Genomic DNA, 18,912 nt, shown 5'->3' with positions numbered 1-18,912 from the left:
CAATTCTGCGTGCCCCTTGGCATAGCTACTTTGCACACGCTTCATCATCAACCCGCTCGCCGTGGGTTGTGGTAGAGATCAGCGAACATGTCGGCCATGGCCTCTTCGCTGGGCTCATCCTGCTGTTGCACATTGACCGCGCGCGTTACCAGTTGGTGCGCCCGTGGCAAGTGCAAATCGTCAGGAATACGTGGCCCATCGGTCAGGTAGGCCACCGGCAATTCATGACTGATCGCAAGGCTCAGCACATCGCCGAGGCTTGCCGTTTCATCGAGTTTGGTCAGGATGCAACCGGCCAGGCCACACCGCTTGTAGCTGTGGTAGGCGGCCGTCAGCACCTGCTTCTGGCTGGTGGTTGCCAGCACCAGGTAGTTCTTCGAGGCGATGCCGCGGCTCGCCAGGGTTTCGAGCTGCATGCGCAGGGCCGGGTCGCTGGCCTGCAGGCCGGCGGTATCGATCAGCACCACGCGTTTGCGCAGCAGCGGCTCCAGCGCTTGGGCCAGCGACTGGCCCGGGTCGACGTAGGTCACCGGCACGTTGAGGATACGCCCCAGGGTCTTGAGCTGCTCTTGGGCACCGATGCGGAAGCTGTCCATGCTCACCAACGCCAGCTGCGGGGCGCCGTACTTGAGCACGTAACGCGCGGCCAGCTTGGCCAGGGTGGTGGTCTTGCCCATGCCGGCCGGGCCGACCATGGCGATCACCCCGCCCTCTTCGATCGGCTCGACCTCGGGAATCTCGATCATCCGCGCCAGGTGCGCCAGCAGCATGCGCCAGGCCTGGCGCGGCTCTTCGATCTCGGTGGTGAGTTCGAGCAGCTCGCGGGCAATCGGGCCGGACAGGCCGATGCGCTGCAGGCGGCGCCAGAGGTTGGCTTGCTGGGGCTTGCTGCCTTGCAGCTGGCTCCAGGCCAGCGAGCCGAGTTGCACTTCTAGCAGCTCGCGCAGGCCCGACAGCTCCGAGCGCATGGCATCGAACAGCCGTGGGTCGACCGGCGCCGGGCTGGGTGCAGCGGCAGGCGCCGGCGCATCCACGTGCGGCTCGACCAAGGGTTCCGAGGCGGTCAGCGACTGCCCGGCGAACAATTGGCGGTTGTTGTCGCTGCTGTCGCTGCGCTGGTCCAGTTCGGCCTGGGCCGTGGCGATACGCGTGTGGGTCTTGCGCAGCTCTTCTTCAAGCTCGGCGTTGGGTACGCGCGGGGCCAGTGCGGACAGCTTGTAGTCCAGCGCCGCCGTCAATTCGACACCACCGGCAATGCGGCGGTTACCGATGATGGCGGCATCGGAGCCAAGCTCATCCCGGACCAGCTTCATGGCCTGACGCATATCGGCGGCGAAAAATCGCTTAACTTGCATTATCCACTACCTCAGCCGTTAGGGCCCACGGTGGCAACGATGGTGACTTGCTTGTTGTCAGGTATTTCCTGATACGCCAGAACATGCAAATTCGGTACAGCCAGGCGACCGAAGCGCGACAGCATGGCGCGGATCGGGCCGGCGACCAGAAGAATGGCCGGCTGGCCCTGCATCTCTTGGCGCTGGGCCGCGTCAATCAGCGAACGCTGCAGCTTTTCGGCCATGCTCGGTTCCAGAAGAACACCGTCTTCCTGACCCTGCCCGGCCCTTTGCAGACTATTGAGCAAAATCTGTTCCAACCTTGGCTCCAGGGTAATCACCGGCAGCTCCGACTCAACGCCGACAATGCTTTGCACGATGGCGCGACACAATCCGACGCGCACCGCCGCGACCAGCGCGGCGGTATCTTGACTCTTGCCGGCGTTGTTGGCGATAGCCTCGGCGATGCTGCGGATGTCGCGCACCGGCACCTGCTCGGACAACAACGCCTGCAAGACCTTGAGCAAGCCCGACAAGGAAATGACACCCGGCACCAGCTCTTCTGCAAGTTTAGGCGAAGCCTTGCCCAGCACCTGCAGCAGTTGCTGGACCTCTTCGTGGCCGATCAGTTCGTGACAGTGCTTTTGCAGGATCTGGTTGAGGTGGGTGGCCACCACGGTACTGGCGTCCACCACGGTGTAGCCCAGCGACTGCGCCTGGGAGCGCTGGCCAACGTCGATCCACACCGCCTCCAGGCCAAACGCGGGGTCGCGCGCGGCAATGCCGTTGAGGGTGCCAAATACCTGGCCAGGGTTGATCGCCAGCTCGCGGTCCGGGTAGATCTCCGCTTCGGCCAGAATCACCCCCATCAAGGTCAGGCGGTAGGCACTGGGCTGCAGGTCGAGGTTGTCGCGAATGTGCACGGTGGGCATGAGGAAGCCCAGGTCCTGGGACAGCTTCTTGCGCACGCCCTTGATCCGCGCCAGCAACTGGCCACCTTGGTTGCGGTCGACCAGCGGGATCAGCCGATAGCCCACTTCCAGGCCGATCATGTCGATCGGGGTAACGTCGTCCCAGCCCAGCTCCTTGGTTTCCAGCGCACGCTGCGGCGAGGGCAGCAGGTCCTGCTGGCGCTGCACCTCTGCCTGGGCCTTGGCCTTGACCTGCTGCTGTTTCTTCCACACCAGGTAGGCGCCGCCGCAGGCCATCAGGCCGAGGCTGAGGAAAGCCACGTGCGGCATGCCCGGCACCAGGCCCATGACGATCATCAGGCCGCCGGACACCGCCAGCGCCTTTGGCGAATCGAACATCTGCCGGTTGATCAGCTTGCCCATGTCTTCCGAGCCCGAGGCGCGGGTGACCATGATGGCTGCGGCGGTGGACAACAGCAGTGATGGCAATTGCGCCACCAAACCGTCACCGATGGTCAGCAGGGCATACACCTTGCCGGCTTCGCTGAACGGCATGCCGTGCTGGAGCATGCCGATGAGCATGCCGCCGATGAGGTTGATGAACAGGATCAACAGGCCGGCGATGGCATCGCCGCGCACGAACTTGCTGGCACCGTCCATCGAGCCGTAGAACTCGGCCTCCTGGGCCACCTCGGTACGGCGCGCCTTGGCCTGGGCCTGGTCGATCAGGCCAGCGTTGAGGTCGGCGTCGATGGCCATCTGTTTGCCCGGCATCGCATCGAGGGTAAAGCGTGCGCTTACCTCGGAAATACGCCCGGCGCCCTTGGTGACCACCACGAAGTTGATGATCATGAGGATGGCAAACACCACCGCACCGACCACGTAATTGCCGCCGATGACCACTTCACCGAAGGCCTGGATCACCTTGCCTGCGGCGCCGTGGCCCTCCTGACCATGGAGCATGACCACCCGGGTGGACGCCACGTTCAGCGCCAGGCGCAGCAAGGTCGCCACCAGCAGGATGGTGGGGAATGCGGCGAAGTCGAGCGGGCGCAGGGCGTACACGCAGACCAGCAGCACCACGATCGACAGGGCGATGTTGAAGGTGAAGAACACGTCGAGCAAGAACGGCGGTATCGGCAACATCATCATTGCCAACATCACCAGCAGCAACAACGGCACGCCCAGGTTGCCCCGACCGAGACCGGCCAGGTTGTGGCGGGCGTTGCTGATTAACTGAGTGCGATCCACCGCGAGTCCTCTTGATGCAAAACTTTGACGCCCAGGGGGCGCCTGGGCGTGGCTCTGCAAGAAGCCTTCCAACTTTGCTATTTGGATGTACGCCGGGGATTTGGATGTATGCCGTGGGATTTTCGAATGCAGTTAGATCGAGCGCCGCCCGCGCGGCGCATCGCGACGCAAGGCCGCTCCTACATTTGTTTCGGGCCAGTTATTCCTGGGGTATTGGCGTGCGACCCTTTGGCGCCCGCCTAAATATCGCGTCGTACTAACAAGGCGGTCGCGCGCAAATGCCACAGACCTCACTGGCCCGAAACAAACGTAGGAGCGGCCTTGCGTCGCGATGCGCCGCGCGGGCGGCGCTCGATCTCACAGGCGCCAAAACCCCATCGCCTGGCGCCTGTCAGCCATCACGCCGCAAATCCGGCGGAATCGGCAAATCGTCTTTCAAAGGCTCCGGCCGCTTGCCCTTGCCCGACCGGTACTGACGTATCTGGAACACATACGCCAGCACCTGCGCCACCGCCAGGTACAACCCCGCCGGGATCTCATGCTCAAGCTCGGTGGAGTAATAGATCGCCCGCGCCAGCGCCGGCGACTCAAGAATCTGCACCTTGTGCGCAACGCCGATTTCGCGAATTTTCAATGCCATGAAATCAGTACCCTTGGCCAGCAACAGCGGCGCCGCCCCGCCCTTCTCCGGGTCGTATTGCAGCGCCACCGCATAGTGCGTCGGGTTCGTGATGATCACGTCCGCCTGCGGCACCGCGGCCATCATGCGCCGTTGCGATGCTTCGCGCTGCAACTGGCGAATACGCTGCTTGACCTCAGGCTTGCCCTCCGAGTCCTTGTACTCGTCACGCACTTCCTGCTTGGTCATCTTCATTTTCTTGTGCGTCTGCCACAGCTGGAACGGCACGTCCGCTGCCGCGATCAACAGCAACCCCGCCGACATCCACAACGCACTCCAACCCACCACCTGCAAACTGTGGATGATCGCCTGCTCCAGCGGCTCGTTGGCAATCGACAACAACGCCTGGCGGTCACTGACCAGCACCACCACCGCCACAATCAGGATCGCGAAGAACTTGACCAGTGCCTTGAGCAATTCGGTCAGGGAATTCATCGAGAACATCCGTTTGATCCCCGACAGCGGGCTCATACGGCTGAATTTCGGCTGTAGCAGGCTGCCGGAAAATACAAAACCGCCCAGCGCGATCGGGGCAACGAACGAGATCACGAACAGCAAAATCAGCACCGGCTGCACCGCCCAGATCGCCATCTTGCCGGAGGCCAGCAGGAATGCGCCCATCGACCGCTCGTCGACGATGATCTCGCGGGTCAGGCTGAAGTTCATGCGCATCAGGTTCAGCAGCGTCTCGGCCAGGTGCCCGCCAAACATCAGCAGGCCACCGGCACCGGCCAGGGTCACCGCCACGGTGTTCAGCTCCTTGGAGCGGGCAACCTCGCCTTTTTCACGCGCGTCGCGTTTGCGCTTTTCGGTGGGGTCTTCTGTTTTGTCCTGACCGCTCTCGCTTTCAGCCATGCTCAGCGCGCCCTCGCCAGATCACGCAGCCATTGCAGCGCATCGCTGGCCAATGCCTGGTAGTGGGAAAGAATATCGGCCAGGCCTATCCAGAAAATCCCCATGCCCATGACCAGGGTCAGCGGGAAGCCGATAGAGAAGATGTTCAACTGCGGCGCCGCCCTCGTCATCACGCCAAAGGCGATGTTCACCACCAGCAAGGCTGCGATCACCGGCAAGATCAGCAATAGCCCGGCGCCAAACACCCAGCCCAGGCGCCCGGCCATTTCCCAGAACTGATTGACCACCAGCGCGTTGCCCACCGGCAAGGTGGTGAAGCTTTCGGTGAGCACCTCGAACACTACCAGGTGCCCGTTCATCAACAGGAACAGCACGCTGATCAGCATGGTCATGAACTGGCTGATCACCGTGACGTTGACACCGTTGGCCGGGTCGACCATCGAGGCGAAGGCCATGCCCATCTGCACCGCGACGATCTGGCCGGCGATGACGAAGGCCTGGAACAGCAACTGCAACGAGAAACCGAACAACGCCCCGACGATGACCTGCTCACCACACAGCAGCAGCCCCTGCAGGCTCAACGGGTCGAATTCGGGCAACGGCGGCAGCGCCGGTACGATCACCACGGTGATGGCCACCGCCACGTACAGGCGCACCCGCGCCGGCAGCATGCGCGTGCCGAAGATCGGCATGGTCATCAGCACCGCCGTCACCCGGAACAACGGCAGGATGAAGGTGGCGACCCAGGTGCCGATCTGCGCGTCGGTCAGCTCCAGCATGGCCGTGTCAACCGATCAGCTGCGGGATGCTGGTGTAGAGGGTGGTGATGTACTCCATGAACTTCTGCACTAACCACGGCCCGGCGACGATCAGCGTAACCAGCATCACCAGCAGGCGCGGCAGAAAGCTCAGGGTCTGTTCGTTGATCTGCGTGGCAGCCTGGAACATCGCCACCATCAGGCCCACCAGCAGGCTCGGCACCACCAGGATGGCGACCATCAGCGTGGTCATCCAGAGGGCATCGCGGAACAGGTCGACAGCAACTTCAGGGGTCATGCGTGGCTCTCCTTGGCAGCGTCAGACGCCGCCGAAACTACTGGCCAGGGTGCCCATGATCAGCGCCCAGCCATCGACCAGGACGAACAGCATGATCTTGAACGGCAGCGAAATGATCAGCGGTGACAGCATCATCATACCCATCGCCATCAGCACGCTGGCGACCACCATGTCGATGATCAGGAACGGGATGAAGATCATGAAACCGATCTGGAACGCGGTCTTGAGCTCTGAGGTGACGAAGGCCGGTACCAGGATGGTCAGCGGCACCTGGTCGGGGCCGGCGATGTCGGTGCGCTTGGACAGGCGCATGAACAGGTCCAGGTCGCTCTGCCGGGTTTGCGCCAGCATGAAGTCCTTGAGTGGCCCCTGGGCTTTGTCGATGGCCTGCTGGGCGGTCATCTGTTCCTTCAGGTACGGCTGCAGGGCATCCTGGTTCACCCGGTCGAACACCGGCGCCATGATGAACATGGTCAAGAACAGCGCCATGCCGGTCAGGATCTGGTTCGAAGGCGTCTGCTGCAAACCCAGGGCCTGACGCAAAATCGAGAAGACGATGATGATGCGGGTGAAGCTGGTCATCAGGATGACGAACGCCGGGATGAAACTCAGCGCCGTCATGATCAGCAGGATCTGCAGGCTGACCGAATACTCCTGCTGCCCGTCCGCCCCATTGGACAGGGTAATGGCCGGGATCGACAGCGGGTCGGCGGCCAGGGCCAACGGCGCGGCCAGCAGCAGCGCCAGAGTCAACATCATGCGCAGCACGCCGATCATCACTTGTTGTCCTTAGGGTCCTTGCCCATCAGCTCCATCAGCCGCTGGGCGAACTCCGGCGTCGCCTGACGAGCAGTGGCGGGCACTTCCACGGGTTCGGCCAGCACATGCAAAGCCTCGATACTGCCTGGGGTATGGCCGATCAGGATCTGCTCCTTGCCGACCTGCACCAGCAACAGCCGGTCACGCGGGCCGATGGCCCGGCTGCCGACGATCTCGATCACCTGCCCACCCTTGACCGCCGTGCCTTGCATACGGCGCAACAACCAGGCCAGGAAGAAGATCAGGCCCACCACCAGCAGCAGGCCAAAGACCATCTGCGCCAGTTGCCCACTCAGGCTGCCGGGTGCGGCGGCGGTGGTCGCCGCAGGGCTGGCCGCCGCACAGGCCAACTGGCTGGCGAACAGCCCGGCAAAGGCGGCGCTGGCGCGCATCGAGCCCTTCACTCAGCGCAGCTTCTTGATACGTTCGCTAGGGCTGATCACGTCGGTCAGGCGGATGCCGAACTTCTCGTTGACCACCACCACTTCGCCATGGGCGATCAAGGTGCCGTTGACCAGCACGTCGAGCGGCTCACCGGCCAGGCGATCGAGCTCGATCACCGAACCCTGGTTGAGCTGCAGCAGGTTGCGGATGTTGATCTCGGTGCTGCCCACTTCCATGGAAATGTTCACCGGGATATCCAGGATCACGTCCAGGTTGGGGCCTTCCAGGCTGACATTTTCGTTCGGCCGCGGCGAGCTGGCGAACTCTTCCATCGGCAGGCGGCCCGCGCCGCTGTTGCCGGTGTCACCGCCCAGCAGCGCATCGATATCGGCTTGGCCGGCGTCACCGGTTTCCTCCAGCGCCGCGGCCCATTCGTCGGCCAGGGCCTGATCCTCTGGGGAGGTGATCTCGTTTTCGTTAGCCATGATTTCCTCGACAGGCATTCAATTCGTAGTGAGCGACCGGCACGCCGTCAGCGGCGTTCGATCGGGTCGATGATCTGCAGCGCCAGGTTGCCCTTGTGCGAGCCCAGGCGCGCCTTGAACGACGGCACGCCGTTGGCGCGCAACACCAGGTGTTCGGGCAGCTCCACCGGGATCACATCGCCCGGCTGCATGTGCAGGATGTCGCGCAGCTTCAGCTGGCGGCGGGCGACGGTGGCGGTCAAGGGCACGGCAACGTCCAGCACGTCCTCGCGCAGGGCCTTGACCCAGCGCTCGTCCTGGTCGTCCAGGTCAGACTGGAAGCCGGCATCGAGCATCTCGCGCACCGGCTCGATCATCGAGTACGGCATGGTCACGTGCAGGTCGCCGCCACCGCCGTCCAGCTCGATGTGGAAGGTCGACACCACCACCGCCTCACTGGGACCGACGATGTTGGCCATGGCCGGGTTGACCTCAGAGTTCATGTACTCGAAGTTGACCGGCATGATCGCCTGCCAGGCTTCCTTGAGGTCGACGAAGCACTGGTCAAGGACCATGCGCACCACCCGCAGCTCGGTCGGGGTGAACTCACGGCCTTCGATCTTGGCGTGACGGCCGTCACCCCCGAAGAAGTTGTCCACCAGCTTGAACACCAGCTTGGCGTCGAGGATGAACAGCGAAGTGCCACGCAGCGGCTTGATCTTGACCAGGTTGAGGCTGGTCGGCACATACAGCGAATGCACGTACTCGCCGAACTTCATCACCTGCACGCCGCCCACCGCCACGTCGGCGGAGCGGCGCAGCAGGTTGAACATGCTGATGCGGGTGTAGCGGGCAAAGCGCTCGTTGATCATTTCCAGGGTCGGCATGCGACCGCGCACGATCCGATCCTGGCTGGTCAGGTCGTAGCTTTTGATACTGCCTGGCTCGGAAGCGCTTTCGGTCTGCACCAGACCGTCGTCGACACCGTGCAACAGCGCATCGATTTCATCCTGGGACAGCAGGTCCTGTACGGCCATTGCGGACTCCTACTGCAATACGAAATTGGTGAACAGCAACTGGTCGATGACCGGCTTGCCGACTTCCTTCTGTGCGACTTCCTGGACCACGGCGGTGGCTTTCTGACGCAGCATTTCCTGCCCGACCGGGCTGCTGGCCAAGGTATCGAAGCCTTGCCCGGAGAACATCATCACCAGGTTGTTGCGAATCACCGGCATGTGCACCTTGAGGGCGTCCAGGTCGGCCTGGTTGCGGCCTTGCAAGGTGATGCTCAGTTGCATGTAGCGCTGGCGACCGTTCTGGTTGAAATTGACCACGAAGGCTGGGGTGAGGGCTTCGTAGAGGGCCGCGGGCTTGGCGTTGGCCGCGGCCGGGTCGGCTGCGGGGGCCGGCTCGCTCTTGTGCATGATGAACCAGGTGGCGCCCACCGAAAGGCCGATTGCCAGTACCAGGCCCAGCACCAACAGCAGGATCAGCTTGAGTTTGCCTTTTGTGGCGGGGTCTTTTACTGCTTCGGTTTTCGCCATGCCAATAATCCGTCGTCCATCGGGGGTTCACAGGAGGATGACGTGGCTTGAGCAAGTGTTATGCCAGGTTTTGGGGAGGGGGATGGAATGAGGTTCGGAGGGGTTTGTCGTTGGGCTTGTCGTTGGATGTGCAGCGCCTGTGAGATCGAGCGCCGCCCGCGCGGCGCTCGATCTCACAGGCGCTAAAAACCTAACGACATGCACCCTGCTCTCACGCGTAATAATCAACCGCACTGTCGCCAATCACCACCTGCTGCTCAACCGCGCCAGCACTCTCGCCCTGTTCTACGCCGCCCTGCCCGACGCCCTGCCGCGCCGCAACCCCCGACAGATTACTGCCCTGCTCCTGCGCCTGCTGGTGTTGCTGCTGCCCCCGCGACTGGTCAGCAACGTTGACATCCGGCTGCGCCAAGCCCTGCTGGGCAAACAACTCCCGCAGCCGGTGCAGCTGGCTGTCGAGCGCATCACGCACGCCGGCGTGGCCGCTGATGAACGTCACCTGGGTCGACTGGTCCGTCGCCACATTGACGCGAATGTCCAGCCGCCCCAACTCCGCCGGCTCCAACTGGATATCCGCCGATTTGAGGTTCTGGCTGGACAAGTACATGACCCGATTGACCAGGCCCTCGGTCCAGGCGCTCTGGTTCATTGGCAGCGGCTGGTGCAATGGGCTGGCATTCGCCGGCACGGCATTGGCGGTCTTCGCCGTGGCCGCCTGGGTCAGGCTGGCCAGGCGATCGGCAAAATCGTCGATGCGCGTGTCGCTGCTGGCAGCCTTGGTGTCTTTCAAGCCATCTTCGAGCAGCGCGCCAAAGGCCTTGCCACCCGGCTCGCCCGCCTCACCCTCGGCGTTGTCGATCAGGTTCGCCAAGGTATTGACGCTAGCCTCGTCGCCCTGGGCCTGCGAAGGGTCCACAGCGTGTGCCGAGGTGGTGCCCTTGGCCTGAGCGCTCTGCTCCAGCGCCAGGCGCAAGGTCGGCAGGTTGGCCAAGGGGTCGGCGTCAGGGTCGAAGGCTTCTTCGGCGGGCGCCTCTTCTGGCAGCGCGGCGCTCGCCAGCGACTGCGCAGCGGCAGCTTGCAGCACCGGCGCGACCGCCTCGGCCTGGGCTTGAATCAATTGCGCACCGGGTTGCGCATCGGTGACCTGGCCGGCCACCAGGTTGGCGTCGCTCAGCCCCGTATCGGCCTGATCATCGCTTGGCAATTTGTTGCCGTCATCGGCAACCGCTGGCTTGTCGGCAGCCTCTTTTTTGCCGCCTTGCGCCGGCTCTGGCTTGTCCTTGGGCTTGGCCTGGGCGACCTTGTCGTCCTGCCCGAAGGTTTTCTGTTTGGCCATGACCTGATCGAAGCCGCCGCCCGCGCCGCCCAGCGCCTGTAACGGCTTGTCCGCCATCGAGCTAGCCGCTCGCGACGACTTGCCTACGGCATTTGCTTGCAACAAAGGATTGGGTGCGACAGGCATTGAGCGGTCTCCGCGCCAGAAACTGAGTAATCATCCGGGCAAAGACAGGCAAGACTCAGGCCAAGTGTGCATCAGCCTGCCGAGATGCGGTGTTCCTCACCGCGGTAGAAGCGCCGAACCTCCACATATTCAAGGTCGATGCGGTTGATCAGGTCCTCGATGCCATACAAGGGTGGCTGCCGTACGCGGTCTTCCAGTTGCTGACACAAACCGGCCAGGGCGACAGCCCCCATGTTGCTGCTGCTGCCCTTGAAACTATGCGCGGCCGAACCCAGCTCGTCGGCACTCTTGGCGGCGTGCAGTTCGCTCAGGCGCCGCTCGGAGTCATCCAGGAATGTCTGCACCAGATGCAGGTAGCCATCCTCCATGACCTCACGCAGATCACTGAGCACCTTGTGGTCGATATGAATCTCAGTCACTTGTTCACTCCTTGATCAAGCCAGATTATGCCTGAGCCAGGGCGTGGCCCTCTACAAAACCGCTCACCCCAAGCACTCACCAGACAAACTCGACCTGCGCACAGCGGCCACCTTCGCACCACTGAGCGTCGCTGCCGAGCCGCCGCACCAGGTTCACACCCCGGCCACTCAAACACTGCTCCTGCGCTGGCCGCGACAATACCTGCTGTACATCGAACCCTGCGCCACTGTCACGGACCTCAATCATCAGACGCCCGCCTTGGGCATGGGGTTCAACCTTGAGGTCGATGCGCACGAAGCCGTCAGCCAAAGCCCCCAATCGTCGGGCACGCTCTCGATAGTAGTCGGCAAAGCCCTCAACATCGCGCTTGAGCCGCGAATCCAGGCCCAGCACCCCATGCTCCAAGGCATTGGAAAACAGCTCGCTGAGCACACTGTGCAGGCTGCCGGTGCGCGAGCGCAGCGGGTGTATCTCTTGCAACAGTTGCACCAGGTACGGCACCGGGTTGAACCACCTCAGGCTTTCGCCGCGCAGTTCGAAGCCGAGCGACCAGTCGAGCGGGCTGGGCCGGCCGCGTTCAGCGTAGATCATTGGCGCCGGCACCCGCTCATCCGCCGTGAACATGCGGATGTCACACAAGCTGATGTCGTCCCGAGGCCGCCCACCGAAACGCTCAAGGGCCTGCATCACCTCATCGAACAGGCGCACAGGGTCTCGGTTGCCGGCCAACACCTCATGCAGGCGCTCGACGCCGAACAAGCGTTCTTGGTCATCGGCCGTGTCGAGCACCCCGTCCGACAACAACAGCAAGCGCTCCCCTGCCGCCAACGGCAGCACTTCGGTGCTGTCATCGAAGCGCTCGGGCGCAAGAACGCCCAGCGGCAGATGGCGCGAGACCAACGCCGACAGCACCTCACCGCCCGCCGACAAGCGATAGCCGTCAGGCATGCCGCCGTTCCACACCTCCACCGAACCGCGCTGCACGCTGAGGTTGAGCATCAACGCACAGCAGAACATGTCCACCGGCAGGATGCGCTTGAGCTTGGCGTTCATCTCGCGCAGGGTCTGCGCCAGGCCATAGCCCTTGGCCGTCATGCCGTAGAACACCTCGGCCAGGGGCATGGCGCCGACGGCGGCAGGCAGGCCGTGGCCGGTGAAATCGCCCAGTAGCACCTGCATGTCCCCAGACGGCGTGAACGCTGCCAGCAGCAGGTCACCGTTGAACAGCGCATAGGGCGATTGCAGGTAGCGGATATTGGGCGCGACCAGGCAACCGGCATGGGCCACCTTGTCGAACACGGCCTTGGCCACCCGCTGCTCGTTGAGCAAGTACTGATGGTGGCGAGTGATCTCGTCGCGCTGGGCCAGCACGGTCGCCTGCAACCGGCGCAGGCGGTCCATGGCGCGTATCTTGGCGGCGAGGATCACCGCACGGTAAGGCTTGGCCATGAAATCATCGCCGCCAGCCTCCAGGCAGCGCACCAGGGCGTCTTCCTCGTTCAGCGAGGTCAGGAAAATGATCGGCACCAGCGCTTCGCCGGCCAGGGCCTTGATCTGCCGAGCCGCCTCGAACCCGTCCATCACCGGCATCAACGCATCGAGCAGTACCAGTTGCGGCCGCCGCTCGACAAACAGCGCCACCGCCTGCTCGCCGTTTTCGGCCGTGAACACCTGGTGCCCTTGGCGCCGGACGATCTGCGCAAGCAGCAGGCGGTCGGCCGCCCCGTCTTCGGCAACCAGCACGGTCAATGCCTGTTCGGCAGCCATCACACGGCTCAACTGATATCGAACAGTTTGTCGAAATTGGAGATGGCGAGGATCTTGCGAACGTCGGAGCTGGCATGAATGACGCTCACGTCGGCCTCGTCGCCGCCTGCATGGTCACGCAATAGCAACAGCATGCCGAGCGCGGAGCTATCGAGGTAGGTGGCGTCCTTCAGGTCGACCACCACCGAGTCAGGCTGGTCGTTCTGGCGCTCGTAGGCATCACGAAACTCCTGATGCTTGCCGAAATCGAAGCGCCCTGTGATCTTGATCGTCAGCTTTTTCCCATCCTGCGAAAAATCAGTTTCGACTGCCATGCTAGCGATTCCTTCGATGATGGCGGATGCAACTCTTCTAAGGTTTAGCAGGCGATGGCATGGGTGGCAAGCACACGGCCCCGCCAGCGGCGCGCAGGCCGGTGCAAGTTAAAAGTGGCTTTGCCGCGGCAGGCGCTGGGACAGTTCGTCGAGCAGTCGCTGTTCGCGTTTGTCTTCGGCCCGCCGTGCTTCGTCCAGATAACGTTGCACCAACTTGCGCAACCCCTCCACCCGGGAGTAGGCCTGTTGCCAGGCGCCGCGGGCGTTGTTCAGGTTGTTCTGGTGCCAGGTAAGGCTCTGGCGCTGCTGGGTCATGGCCGTTTCCAATTGCCCGAGGAAGCGCTGGTAGTTGACCAGCCAGTTGCCATCGACGCCCTGCCCGCCGCGGTTGATCCACTGCAGTTGGTAGTCTTCACGAAAGCGCTCGAGCTCGGCCAGCTTGACCTGCGCCTGGGCCACCTGCAGCTGGAAGTGCCCAAGGCGCTGGGCAGCCTTGCGCTCGGCCTCTTCGGCCATGGTCACCACCGGCGCCAGGCGCGCAGCACGTCCAGGCAGCGCCATGGCCTATCAGCCCGCCGCCGGAGGCGTGAAGATCGCCCCCAGCTGCTCGCGGCTCTGCGCCATGCCGACGTTCTCGTCCAGGCCTTGGCGCAAAAAGTCCACCAGCCGCGATTGCAAGGCGATGGCCAGGTCCGTCTCCGGGTCGCCACCCGGCACATAGGCACCCACGCTGATCAGGTCGCGGCTCTGCGACAGGCGCGACCACAGTTGCTTGAATTTTTGCGCCTGGCGCAAATGGTCGCTATCGACCACCTGAGGCATGACCCGGCTGATCGAGGCTTCGATGTCGATCGCCGGGTAGTGGCCTTCCTCGGCCAGGCGGCGCGACAGCACGAAGTGGCCGTCGAGCACACCCCGCGCCGAGTCGGCGATTGGGTCCTGCTGGTCATCGCCTTCCGACAAGACCGTGTAGAACGCGGTGATCGAGCCGCCACCGGCCTCGCCATTACCGGCGCGCTCCACCAGCTTGGGCAGCTTGGCGAACACCGACGGCGGGTAACCGCGGGTGGCCGGCGGCTCACCGATGGCCAGGGCGATTTCACGCTGGGCCTGGGCAAAACGGGTCAGCGAATCCATCAACAACAGCACATTCTTGCCCTTGTCGCGGAAGTACTCGGCGATACGCGTGCAATACATGGCAGCACGCAGGCGCATCAGCGGCGCATCATCGGCAGGCGATGCGACCACCACCGAGCGCTTGAGGCCTTCTTCACCGAGAATATGCTCGATGAATTCCTTCACCTCGCGGCCCCGCTCGCCGATCAGCCCGACGACGATGATCTCGGCTTCGGTGAAGCGCGTCATCATGCCCAGCAACACCGACTTACCCACGCCGGTACCGGCGAACAGGCCCAGGCGCTGGCCGCGACCGACGGTGAGCAGGCCATTGATGCTGCGAATGCCCACATCCAGCGGCACGCTGATGGGGTCGCGGTTGAGCGGGTTGATGACCGGGCCGTCCATCGGTACCCAGTCTTCGGCCTTCATGCCGCCTTTGCCATCGAGGGCGCGCCCGGCGCCGTCCAGCACCCGCCCGAGCATGCTCATGCCCATCGGCAGGCGGCCGCCGTCATCCAGCGGTACCACCCGTGCGCCGGGGGCGATACCGACGATGCTGCCAACCGGCATGAGGAACACCTTGGTGCCGGAAAAGCCCATGACTTCGGCTTCGAGCTGCACCGGGTGGTAGCTGTCGTCGTTGATCACCAGGCAGCGGCTGCCCACTGCGGCGCGCAGGCCTTCGGCCTCCAGGGTGAGGCCGACCATGCGCAGCAGGCGGCCTTCGACGATGGGTTGCGCCGGCAGTTCGATCGCCTCGGCGTAACTGCCCAGGCGCTTGCCGAAACTGGTGCGATCAAGGCGCATCGGGGTGGTCCAGGTCGATGGACATATCCGCTGGCGCCGGGTGCAGGGAATGGTCGTGAAGCTGGTCGAACAACTGCGCCACGGCCTTCTCGATACGCGTCTCCATGCTGGCGTCGATGCGGCTGTGCGCCGTCTCGATGCGGCAGCCACCCGGCAGCAGGGCTTCGTCTTCAAGCAGGCGCCAGTTTTCTTCATGGCGTTCGCGCAGGGCCTTGGCCAGTTCGAAATCCTGGGGGTTGAGATGGATGCGGATGTTGTCGGCGCCCATCGGCAGCAGCTTGAGGGCTTCGCGCAGCACCTGGGTGATCTGGCTGGAGTCATTGCGCAACTCGCGGCCGATCACCTGGCGGGTCATGTGCGCGACCAGGTGCACCAGGGTTTTCTCGATTTGCGTGTCCTGTTCGGCAATGGGCTCCATCAGGTTCGCCATCAACTGCTCGAGGCTGCCCAGCTTGGCTGCCAGGGCCTGTTCGGCCTCCTGGCGCACCTTCAGCTGGGTGCTGTGAAAGCCCTCGCGCTCACCGGTGGCGAAGCCTTCGTTGTAGGCCTCCTGGCGAATCGCTTCGAGCTCTTCGAGGGTCAGCGGCTGGACTTCTTCCAGCGGCACTTCCTCGACTTCTTCCTCGATGGCTACCGGTTCCGGCTCAGGCTCGGGTTGCGGCTCAGGCTGCGGGTCGAAGCTGGGAAGCGCCCAGACGTCGACGCCCTCGAGGTCGCGGGCGCGAATCAGGTCGCTGGGGTGGTGCTCTTTGCTGGACATGTTCTCAGGTACTCAAAAACCATCTGCAAGCAACGCGGCCCCGTGTAGGAGCGGCCTTGCGTCGCGAAAGGGCCGCAGAGCGGACCCGGCGATACAGGTTGCGACGCTGAAATCCAGGGGCCGCTTCGCAGCCCTTTCGCGACGCAAGGCCGCTCCTACACGAGGATGGATCAGATCATTTCCTCGGCGCCCTTGCCACCGAGCACGATCTCGCCAGCCTCGGCCATGCGGCGAGCGATGGTGAGGATTTCCTTCTGCGCCGTTTCCACGTCGCTGACCCGCACCGGCCCCTTGGCCTCCAGGTCGTCGCGCAGCAGTTCCGAGGCACGCTTGGACATGTTCTTGAAGATCTTGTCCTTGACCCGCTCGTCGGCGCCCTTGAGCGACACCACCAGCACGTCGGAGGACACCTCGCGCAACAGCGCCTGGATACCGCGGTCGTCGACATCGGCCAGGTTGTTGAAGACGAACATCAGGTCTTCGATCTGCTCCGACAGGTCGTTGTCGACCTCGCGGATCGAGTCCATCAGCGCACCTTCCACCGAGCTGTCGAGGAAGTTCATGATGTCAGCGGCACGCTTGATACCACCCAAGGTGGTCCGCGCGGCATTGGAGTTGCCCGAGAACTGCTTCTCGAGAATCTGGTTCAGTTCCTTGAGCGCTGCCGGTTGCACGGTGTTGAGCGAAGATACGCGCAGGATGATATCCAACCGCACCTTGTGGTCGAAGTTGCTCAGCACTTCACCGGCCTGGTCAGGGTCCAGGTAGGCGACCACGATGGCCTGGATCTGCGGGTGCTCGTAGCGGATCACATCGGCCACGGCACGCGGCTCCATCCACTTGAGGCTGTCCAGGCCGCTGGTGTTGCCGCCCAGCAGGATGCGGTCGATCAGGCCGTTGGCCTTGTCTTCGCCCAGGGCCTGGTTGAGCATCTTGCGGATATAACCGTCGGAGCCCACACCCAGGCTGGTCTGGTCGCCAACGATGTCGACGAACTCGCTCATCACCTGCTCGACTTGGTCGCGGTGCACGTTGCCCATCTGCGCCATGGCCACACCCACCCGCTGTACTTCCTTGGGCCCCATGTGCCGCAGAACCTGGGCAGCATCGGTTTCGCCCAGCGAGAGCAGGAGGATCGCCGCTTTGTCGACACGGCTCAGCTTGGCGGTAACGGCTCGGTTATCACTCATCGGCGTTGATCCAGTCTTTCACGACCTGAGCCACGCGGCCCGGGTCTTCGGCCACCAGGCCTTTGATTGCGTTGAGCTGTGCCTCGTAACCCTCGCTCGGGCTTGGCAACAGAATGCTTGTCGGGCCACCCAGACTGACGCGGTCGTTGGCCAGTTCGCCATCCAGACCGATCATGCCGCCCAGCTCCATGTCGCTATCCGAGGCAGCCTGCTTGCCGCCCCCGGTGATGTTGTTGAGCACCGGCCGCAGTACGCCGAACACCAGCACCAGGATGAACACCACGCCCAGCACTTGCTTGACGATGTCCCAGAACCACGGCTGCTGATAGAAGGCGATGTCGGCGATTTCTTCGCCACGGTCGGCGGCGAACGGCACGTTGATTACCGTCACGCTGTCGCCGCGGCTGGCATCGAAGCCGACCGCGTCCTGCACCAGGCGGGTAAAGCGTGCCAGGTCCTCGGCACCCCATGGGGCACGGGTGGCTTCGCCGCTGGTAGGGTCGACCTTGAGCTGGTCGTCGACCACCACCGCTACCGACAGGCGGGTCATGCGGCCCTGCTGCTGACGGGTGTGGCTGATGGAGCGGTCCAGCTCGAAGTTCTTGGTGCTCTGCTGACGCTTGTCCGACGGGTACGGCGCGAGCATTGGCTGGCCGGTGGCCGGGTCCATGATCTGCTGGCCGTTGGCATCCACCAGCGGTTGGCCAGGCTGGATGGCAGGGGCCGGGGTGGCGGCTGCGGCGGTGGTTTGCGGTGCGGAGGCAGCACCCGGTGGCTGGTTGCTCAGTGCACCCGGCACGCCTTGTGGGCCCTGGCTGCTGGCGCGCTGCTCGTCGACCGACTGCTCGCTGCGCAGCGCCGGCTGGTCCGGGTTGAACTGCTCGGACGTCGATTCCACCGCACTGAAGTCCAGGTCGGCGGACACTTCGGCCTTGTAGCGGTCATTGCCCAACACCGGCTGCAGGATATTGTGCACGCGCTGGGTGAGCATGCTTTCCATGCGGCGGCTGTAGTCGAACTGCTTGCCCGCCATGGTCAGGGCGGTGTCCTGCAACTGCTCGGACAGCAGGTTGCCCTTCTGGTCGACGACGGTGACCTGCGACTTGTCCAGCTCTGGCACGCTGGTGGCGACCAGGTTGACGATCGCCATCACCTGCCCGGCTTCCAGCGCGCGGCCTGGGTACAATTCGACCAGTACCGAGGCGCTGGGCTTGCGTTCGTCACGCACGAACACCGAGCTTTTCGGGATCGCCAGGTGCACGCGTGCGCCCTTGACGTTGTTCAGGCTGGACACTGTGCGCGCCAGTTCACCTTCGAGGCTGCGGCGATAGCGGGTGGCCTCCATGAACTGGCTGGTGCCCAGGCCCTGCTCCTTGTCGAGCAGTTCGAAACCGACATTGCCATCGCTCGGTGCCACGCCTGCGGCCGCCAGTTTCAGGCGCGCACGGGAGAGGTCGTCGGCCTTGACCAGCAGAGCGCCGGAATTGGGCTCGACGTTGTAGGGAATGTCTGCAGCGGCCAGGGTTTCCATGACCTGCTTGGTGTCCATGCCCGACAGGCTGCCGTACAGCGGCCGGTAGTCGGGCTGCTGCGACCACAGCACCACGGCAAAGCCGATGGCCACGCTCGCGGCCAAGCCGACCATGAGGCCGACCTGACGCAGCATGGGCATCTGCGAGATGTTTTCCAGAAACGCCATACCGAACAGCGGCGGCTTGGACGCTGGCTGGCCGCTCTTGGCGGGGGCGTTGTCGACGACTGCTTCAGCCATGGGTT

The 18,912-nt window shown here is 63.6% G+C and carries 19 protein-coding genes; all 19 read right to left on the bottom strand.

What is annotated here, in order from left to right; genetic code table 11:
* Positions 1-47 precede the first annotated feature (47 nt).
* The 19 genes from flhF to fliF all read right to left on the bottom strand — a co-directional run bounded on the left by flhF (position 48) and on the right by fliF (position 18,907).
* Positions 48-1,355, bottom strand: coding sequence for a flagellar biosynthesis protein FlhF (gene flhF, locus HU766_RS10650; protein ID WP_033699450.1), 1,308 nt, complete (start codon positions 1,353-1,355; stop codon positions 48-50).
* An 11-nt stretch (positions 1,356-1,366) separates the two neighbouring features.
* Positions 1,367-3,496: a flagellar biosynthesis protein FlhA gene (gene flhA, locus HU766_RS10645; protein WP_033699451.1), complete on the bottom strand. Its 2,130-nt coding sequence runs from the start codon at positions 3,494-3,496 to the stop codon at positions 1,367-1,369.
* Between the two features lie 391 nt (positions 3,497-3,887).
* A complete protein-coding gene (gene flhB / locus HU766_RS10640; protein ID WP_033699452.1) occupies positions 3,888-5,030 on the bottom strand; it encodes a flagellar biosynthesis protein FlhB in 1,143 nt (380 codons plus the stop codon).
* A 2-nt stretch (positions 5,031-5,032) separates the two neighbouring features.
* Positions 5,033-5,809, bottom strand: a complete 777-nt coding sequence (fliR, locus tag HU766_RS10635) for a flagellar biosynthetic protein FliR (protein WP_033699454.1) — start codon at positions 5,807-5,809, stop codon at positions 5,033-5,035.
* Between the two features lie 7 nt (positions 5,810-5,816).
* Entirely contained in the window at positions 5,817-6,086 is a 270-nt protein-coding gene (gene fliQ, locus HU766_RS10630; protein ID WP_033699456.1) for a flagellar biosynthesis protein FliQ, read from the bottom strand.
* A 21-nt stretch (positions 6,087-6,107) separates the two neighbouring features.
* Positions 6,108-6,863, bottom strand: coding sequence for a flagellar type III secretion system pore protein FliP (fliP, locus tag HU766_RS10625; protein WP_077068491.1), 756 nt, complete (start codon positions 6,861-6,863; stop codon positions 6,108-6,110).
* Positions 6,863-7,297 carry a flagellar biosynthetic protein FliO gene (gene fliO / locus HU766_RS10620; protein WP_047583666.1) on the bottom strand — a complete coding sequence of 145 codons (435 nt, stop codon included), beginning with the start codon at positions 7,295-7,297 and terminating at the stop codon, positions 6,863-6,865. The genes fliP and fliO overlap by 1 nt, the downstream gene beginning before the upstream one ends.
* A 12-nt stretch (positions 7,298-7,309) precedes the next feature.
* Positions 7,310-7,774, bottom strand: a complete 465-nt coding sequence (gene fliN, locus HU766_RS10615; RefSeq protein ID WP_027593021.1) for a flagellar motor switch protein FliN — start codon at positions 7,772-7,774, stop codon at positions 7,310-7,312.
* 47 nt (positions 7,775-7,821) lie between these two features.
* The gene (gene fliM / locus HU766_RS10610) at positions 7,822-8,790 is read right to left on the bottom strand and encodes a flagellar motor switch protein FliM (protein WP_027593022.1); all 969 of its coding nucleotides are present in this window, start codon (positions 8,788-8,790) and stop codon (positions 7,822-7,824) included.
* Positions 8,791-8,799: 9 nt separating this feature from the next.
* Positions 8,800-9,297: a flagellar basal body-associated protein FliL gene (gene fliL, locus HU766_RS10605; protein WP_033699458.1), complete on the bottom strand. Its 498-nt coding sequence runs from the start codon at positions 9,295-9,297 to the stop codon at positions 8,800-8,802.
* Positions 9,298-9,508: 211 nt separating this feature from the next.
* A complete protein-coding gene (locus tag HU766_RS10600) occupies positions 9,509-10,759 on the bottom strand; it encodes a flagellar hook-length control protein FliK (protein ID WP_186656337.1) in 1,251 nt (416 codons plus the stop codon).
* Between the two features lie 71 nt (positions 10,760-10,830).
* Positions 10,831-11,178 (bottom strand): Hpt domain-containing protein, encoded by a 348-nt coding sequence (locus tag HU766_RS10595; protein ID WP_186656334.1) that lies wholly within the window; start codon positions 11,176-11,178, stop codon positions 10,831-10,833.
* Between the two features lie 76 nt (positions 11,179-11,254).
* Positions 11,255-12,946, bottom strand: a complete 1,692-nt coding sequence (locus HU766_RS10590; RefSeq protein ID WP_186656331.1) for a fused response regulator/phosphatase — start codon at positions 12,944-12,946, stop codon at positions 11,255-11,257.
* Between the two features lie 8 nt (positions 12,947-12,954).
* Positions 12,955-13,260 carry an STAS domain-containing protein gene (locus tag HU766_RS10585; protein ID WP_033699464.1) on the bottom strand — a complete coding sequence of 102 codons (306 nt, stop codon included), beginning with the start codon at positions 13,258-13,260 and terminating at the stop codon, positions 12,955-12,957.
* A 108-nt stretch (positions 13,261-13,368) separates the two neighbouring features.
* Positions 13,369-13,821 carry a flagellar export protein FliJ gene (fliJ, locus tag HU766_RS10580; RefSeq protein ID WP_186656329.1) on the bottom strand — a complete coding sequence of 151 codons (453 nt, stop codon included), beginning with the start codon at positions 13,819-13,821 and terminating at the stop codon, positions 13,369-13,371.
* Between the two features lie 6 nt (positions 13,822-13,827).
* Positions 13,828-15,186, bottom strand: coding sequence for a flagellar protein export ATPase FliI (gene fliI / locus HU766_RS10575; RefSeq protein ID WP_186656327.1), 1,359 nt, complete (start codon positions 15,184-15,186; stop codon positions 13,828-13,830).
* Positions 15,176-15,946, bottom strand: coding sequence for a flagellar assembly protein FliH (gene fliH / locus HU766_RS10570; RefSeq protein ID WP_186656325.1), 771 nt, complete (start codon positions 15,944-15,946; stop codon positions 15,176-15,178). Before fliH ends, fliI begins: the two co-directional genes overlap by 11 nt.
* Positions 15,947-16,116: 170 nt before the next feature.
* A complete protein-coding gene (gene fliG, locus HU766_RS10565) occupies positions 16,117-17,136 on the bottom strand; it encodes a flagellar motor switch protein FliG (protein ID WP_027593031.1) in 1,020 nt (339 codons plus the stop codon).
* On the bottom strand, positions 17,129-18,907 hold the full coding sequence (gene fliF, locus HU766_RS10560) for a flagellar basal-body MS-ring/collar protein FliF (protein WP_186656322.1): 1,779 nt from the start codon (positions 18,905-18,907) through the stop codon (positions 17,129-17,131). Before fliF ends, fliG begins: the two co-directional genes overlap by 8 nt.
* Positions 18,908-18,912 lie beyond the last annotated feature (5 nt).

Origin of the sequence: Pseudomonas sp. SWRI77 (assembly GCF_014269105.1) — a bacterium.
Taxonomy (GTDB): Bacteria; Pseudomonadota; Gammaproteobacteria; order Pseudomonadales; family Pseudomonadaceae; genus Aquipseudomonas; species Aquipseudomonas capeferrum.
Note: the sequence above shows the minus strand (reverse complement) of the source record. Positions and strands in the feature narration are given on the sequence as shown.

Coding starts and splice junctions, on each gene's coding strand:
- fliO (WP_047583666.1), bottom strand. CDS start 7,297: ATGCGCGCCAGCGCCGCCTTTGCCGGGCTGTTCGCCAGCCAGTTGGCC.
- HU766_RS10600 (WP_186656337.1), bottom strand. CDS start 10,759: ATGCCTGTCGCACCCAATCCTTTGTTGCAAGCAAATGCCGTAGGCAAG.
- fliM (WP_027593022.1), bottom strand. CDS start 8,790: ATGGCCGTACAGGACCTGCTGTCCCAGGATGAAATCGATGCGCTGTTG.
- flhF (WP_033699450.1), bottom strand. CDS start 1,355: ATGCAAGTTAAGCGATTTTTCGCCGCCGATATGCGTCAGGCCATGAAG.
- fliQ (WP_033699456.1), bottom strand. CDS start 6,086: ATGACCCCTGAAGTTGCTGTCGACCTGTTCCGCGATGCCCTCTGGATG.
- fliL (WP_033699458.1), bottom strand. CDS start 9,297: ATGGCGAAAACCGAAGCAGTAAAAGACCCCGCCACAAAAGGCAAACTC.
- fliG (WP_027593031.1), bottom strand. CDS start 17,136: ATGAGTGATAACCGAGCCGTTACCGCCAAGCTGAGCCGTGTCGACAAA.
- fliN (WP_027593021.1), bottom strand. CDS start 7,774: ATGGCTAACGAAAACGAGATCACCTCCCCAGAGGATCAGGCCCTGGCC.
- HU766_RS10590 (WP_186656331.1), bottom strand. CDS start 12,946: ATGGCTGCCGAACAGGCATTGACCGTGCTGGTTGCCGAAGACGGGGCG.
- fliP (WP_077068491.1), bottom strand. CDS start 6,863: ATGATCGGCGTGCTGCGCATGATGTTGACTCTGGCGCTGCTGCTGGCC.
- fliI (WP_186656327.1), bottom strand. CDS start 15,186: ATGCGCCTTGATCGCACCAGTTTCGGCAAGCGCCTGGGCAGTTACGCC.
- fliF (WP_186656322.1), bottom strand. CDS start 18,907: ATGGCTGAAGCAGTCGTCGACAACGCCCCCGCCAAGAGCGGCCAGCCA.
- fliH (WP_186656325.1), bottom strand. CDS start 15,946: ATGTCCAGCAAAGAGCACCACCCCAGCGACCTGATTCGCGCCCGCGAC.
- fliR (WP_033699454.1), bottom strand. CDS start 5,809: ATGCTGGAGCTGACCGACGCGCAGATCGGCACCTGGGTCGCCACCTTC.
- flhB (WP_033699452.1), bottom strand. CDS start 5,030: ATGGCTGAAAGCGAGAGCGGTCAGGACAAAACAGAAGACCCCACCGAA.
- fliJ (WP_186656329.1), bottom strand. CDS start 13,821: ATGGCGCTGCCTGGACGTGCTGCGCGCCTGGCGCCGGTGGTGACCATG.
- HU766_RS10585 (WP_033699464.1), bottom strand. CDS start 13,260: ATGGCAGTCGAAACTGATTTTTCGCAGGATGGGAAAAAGCTGACGATC.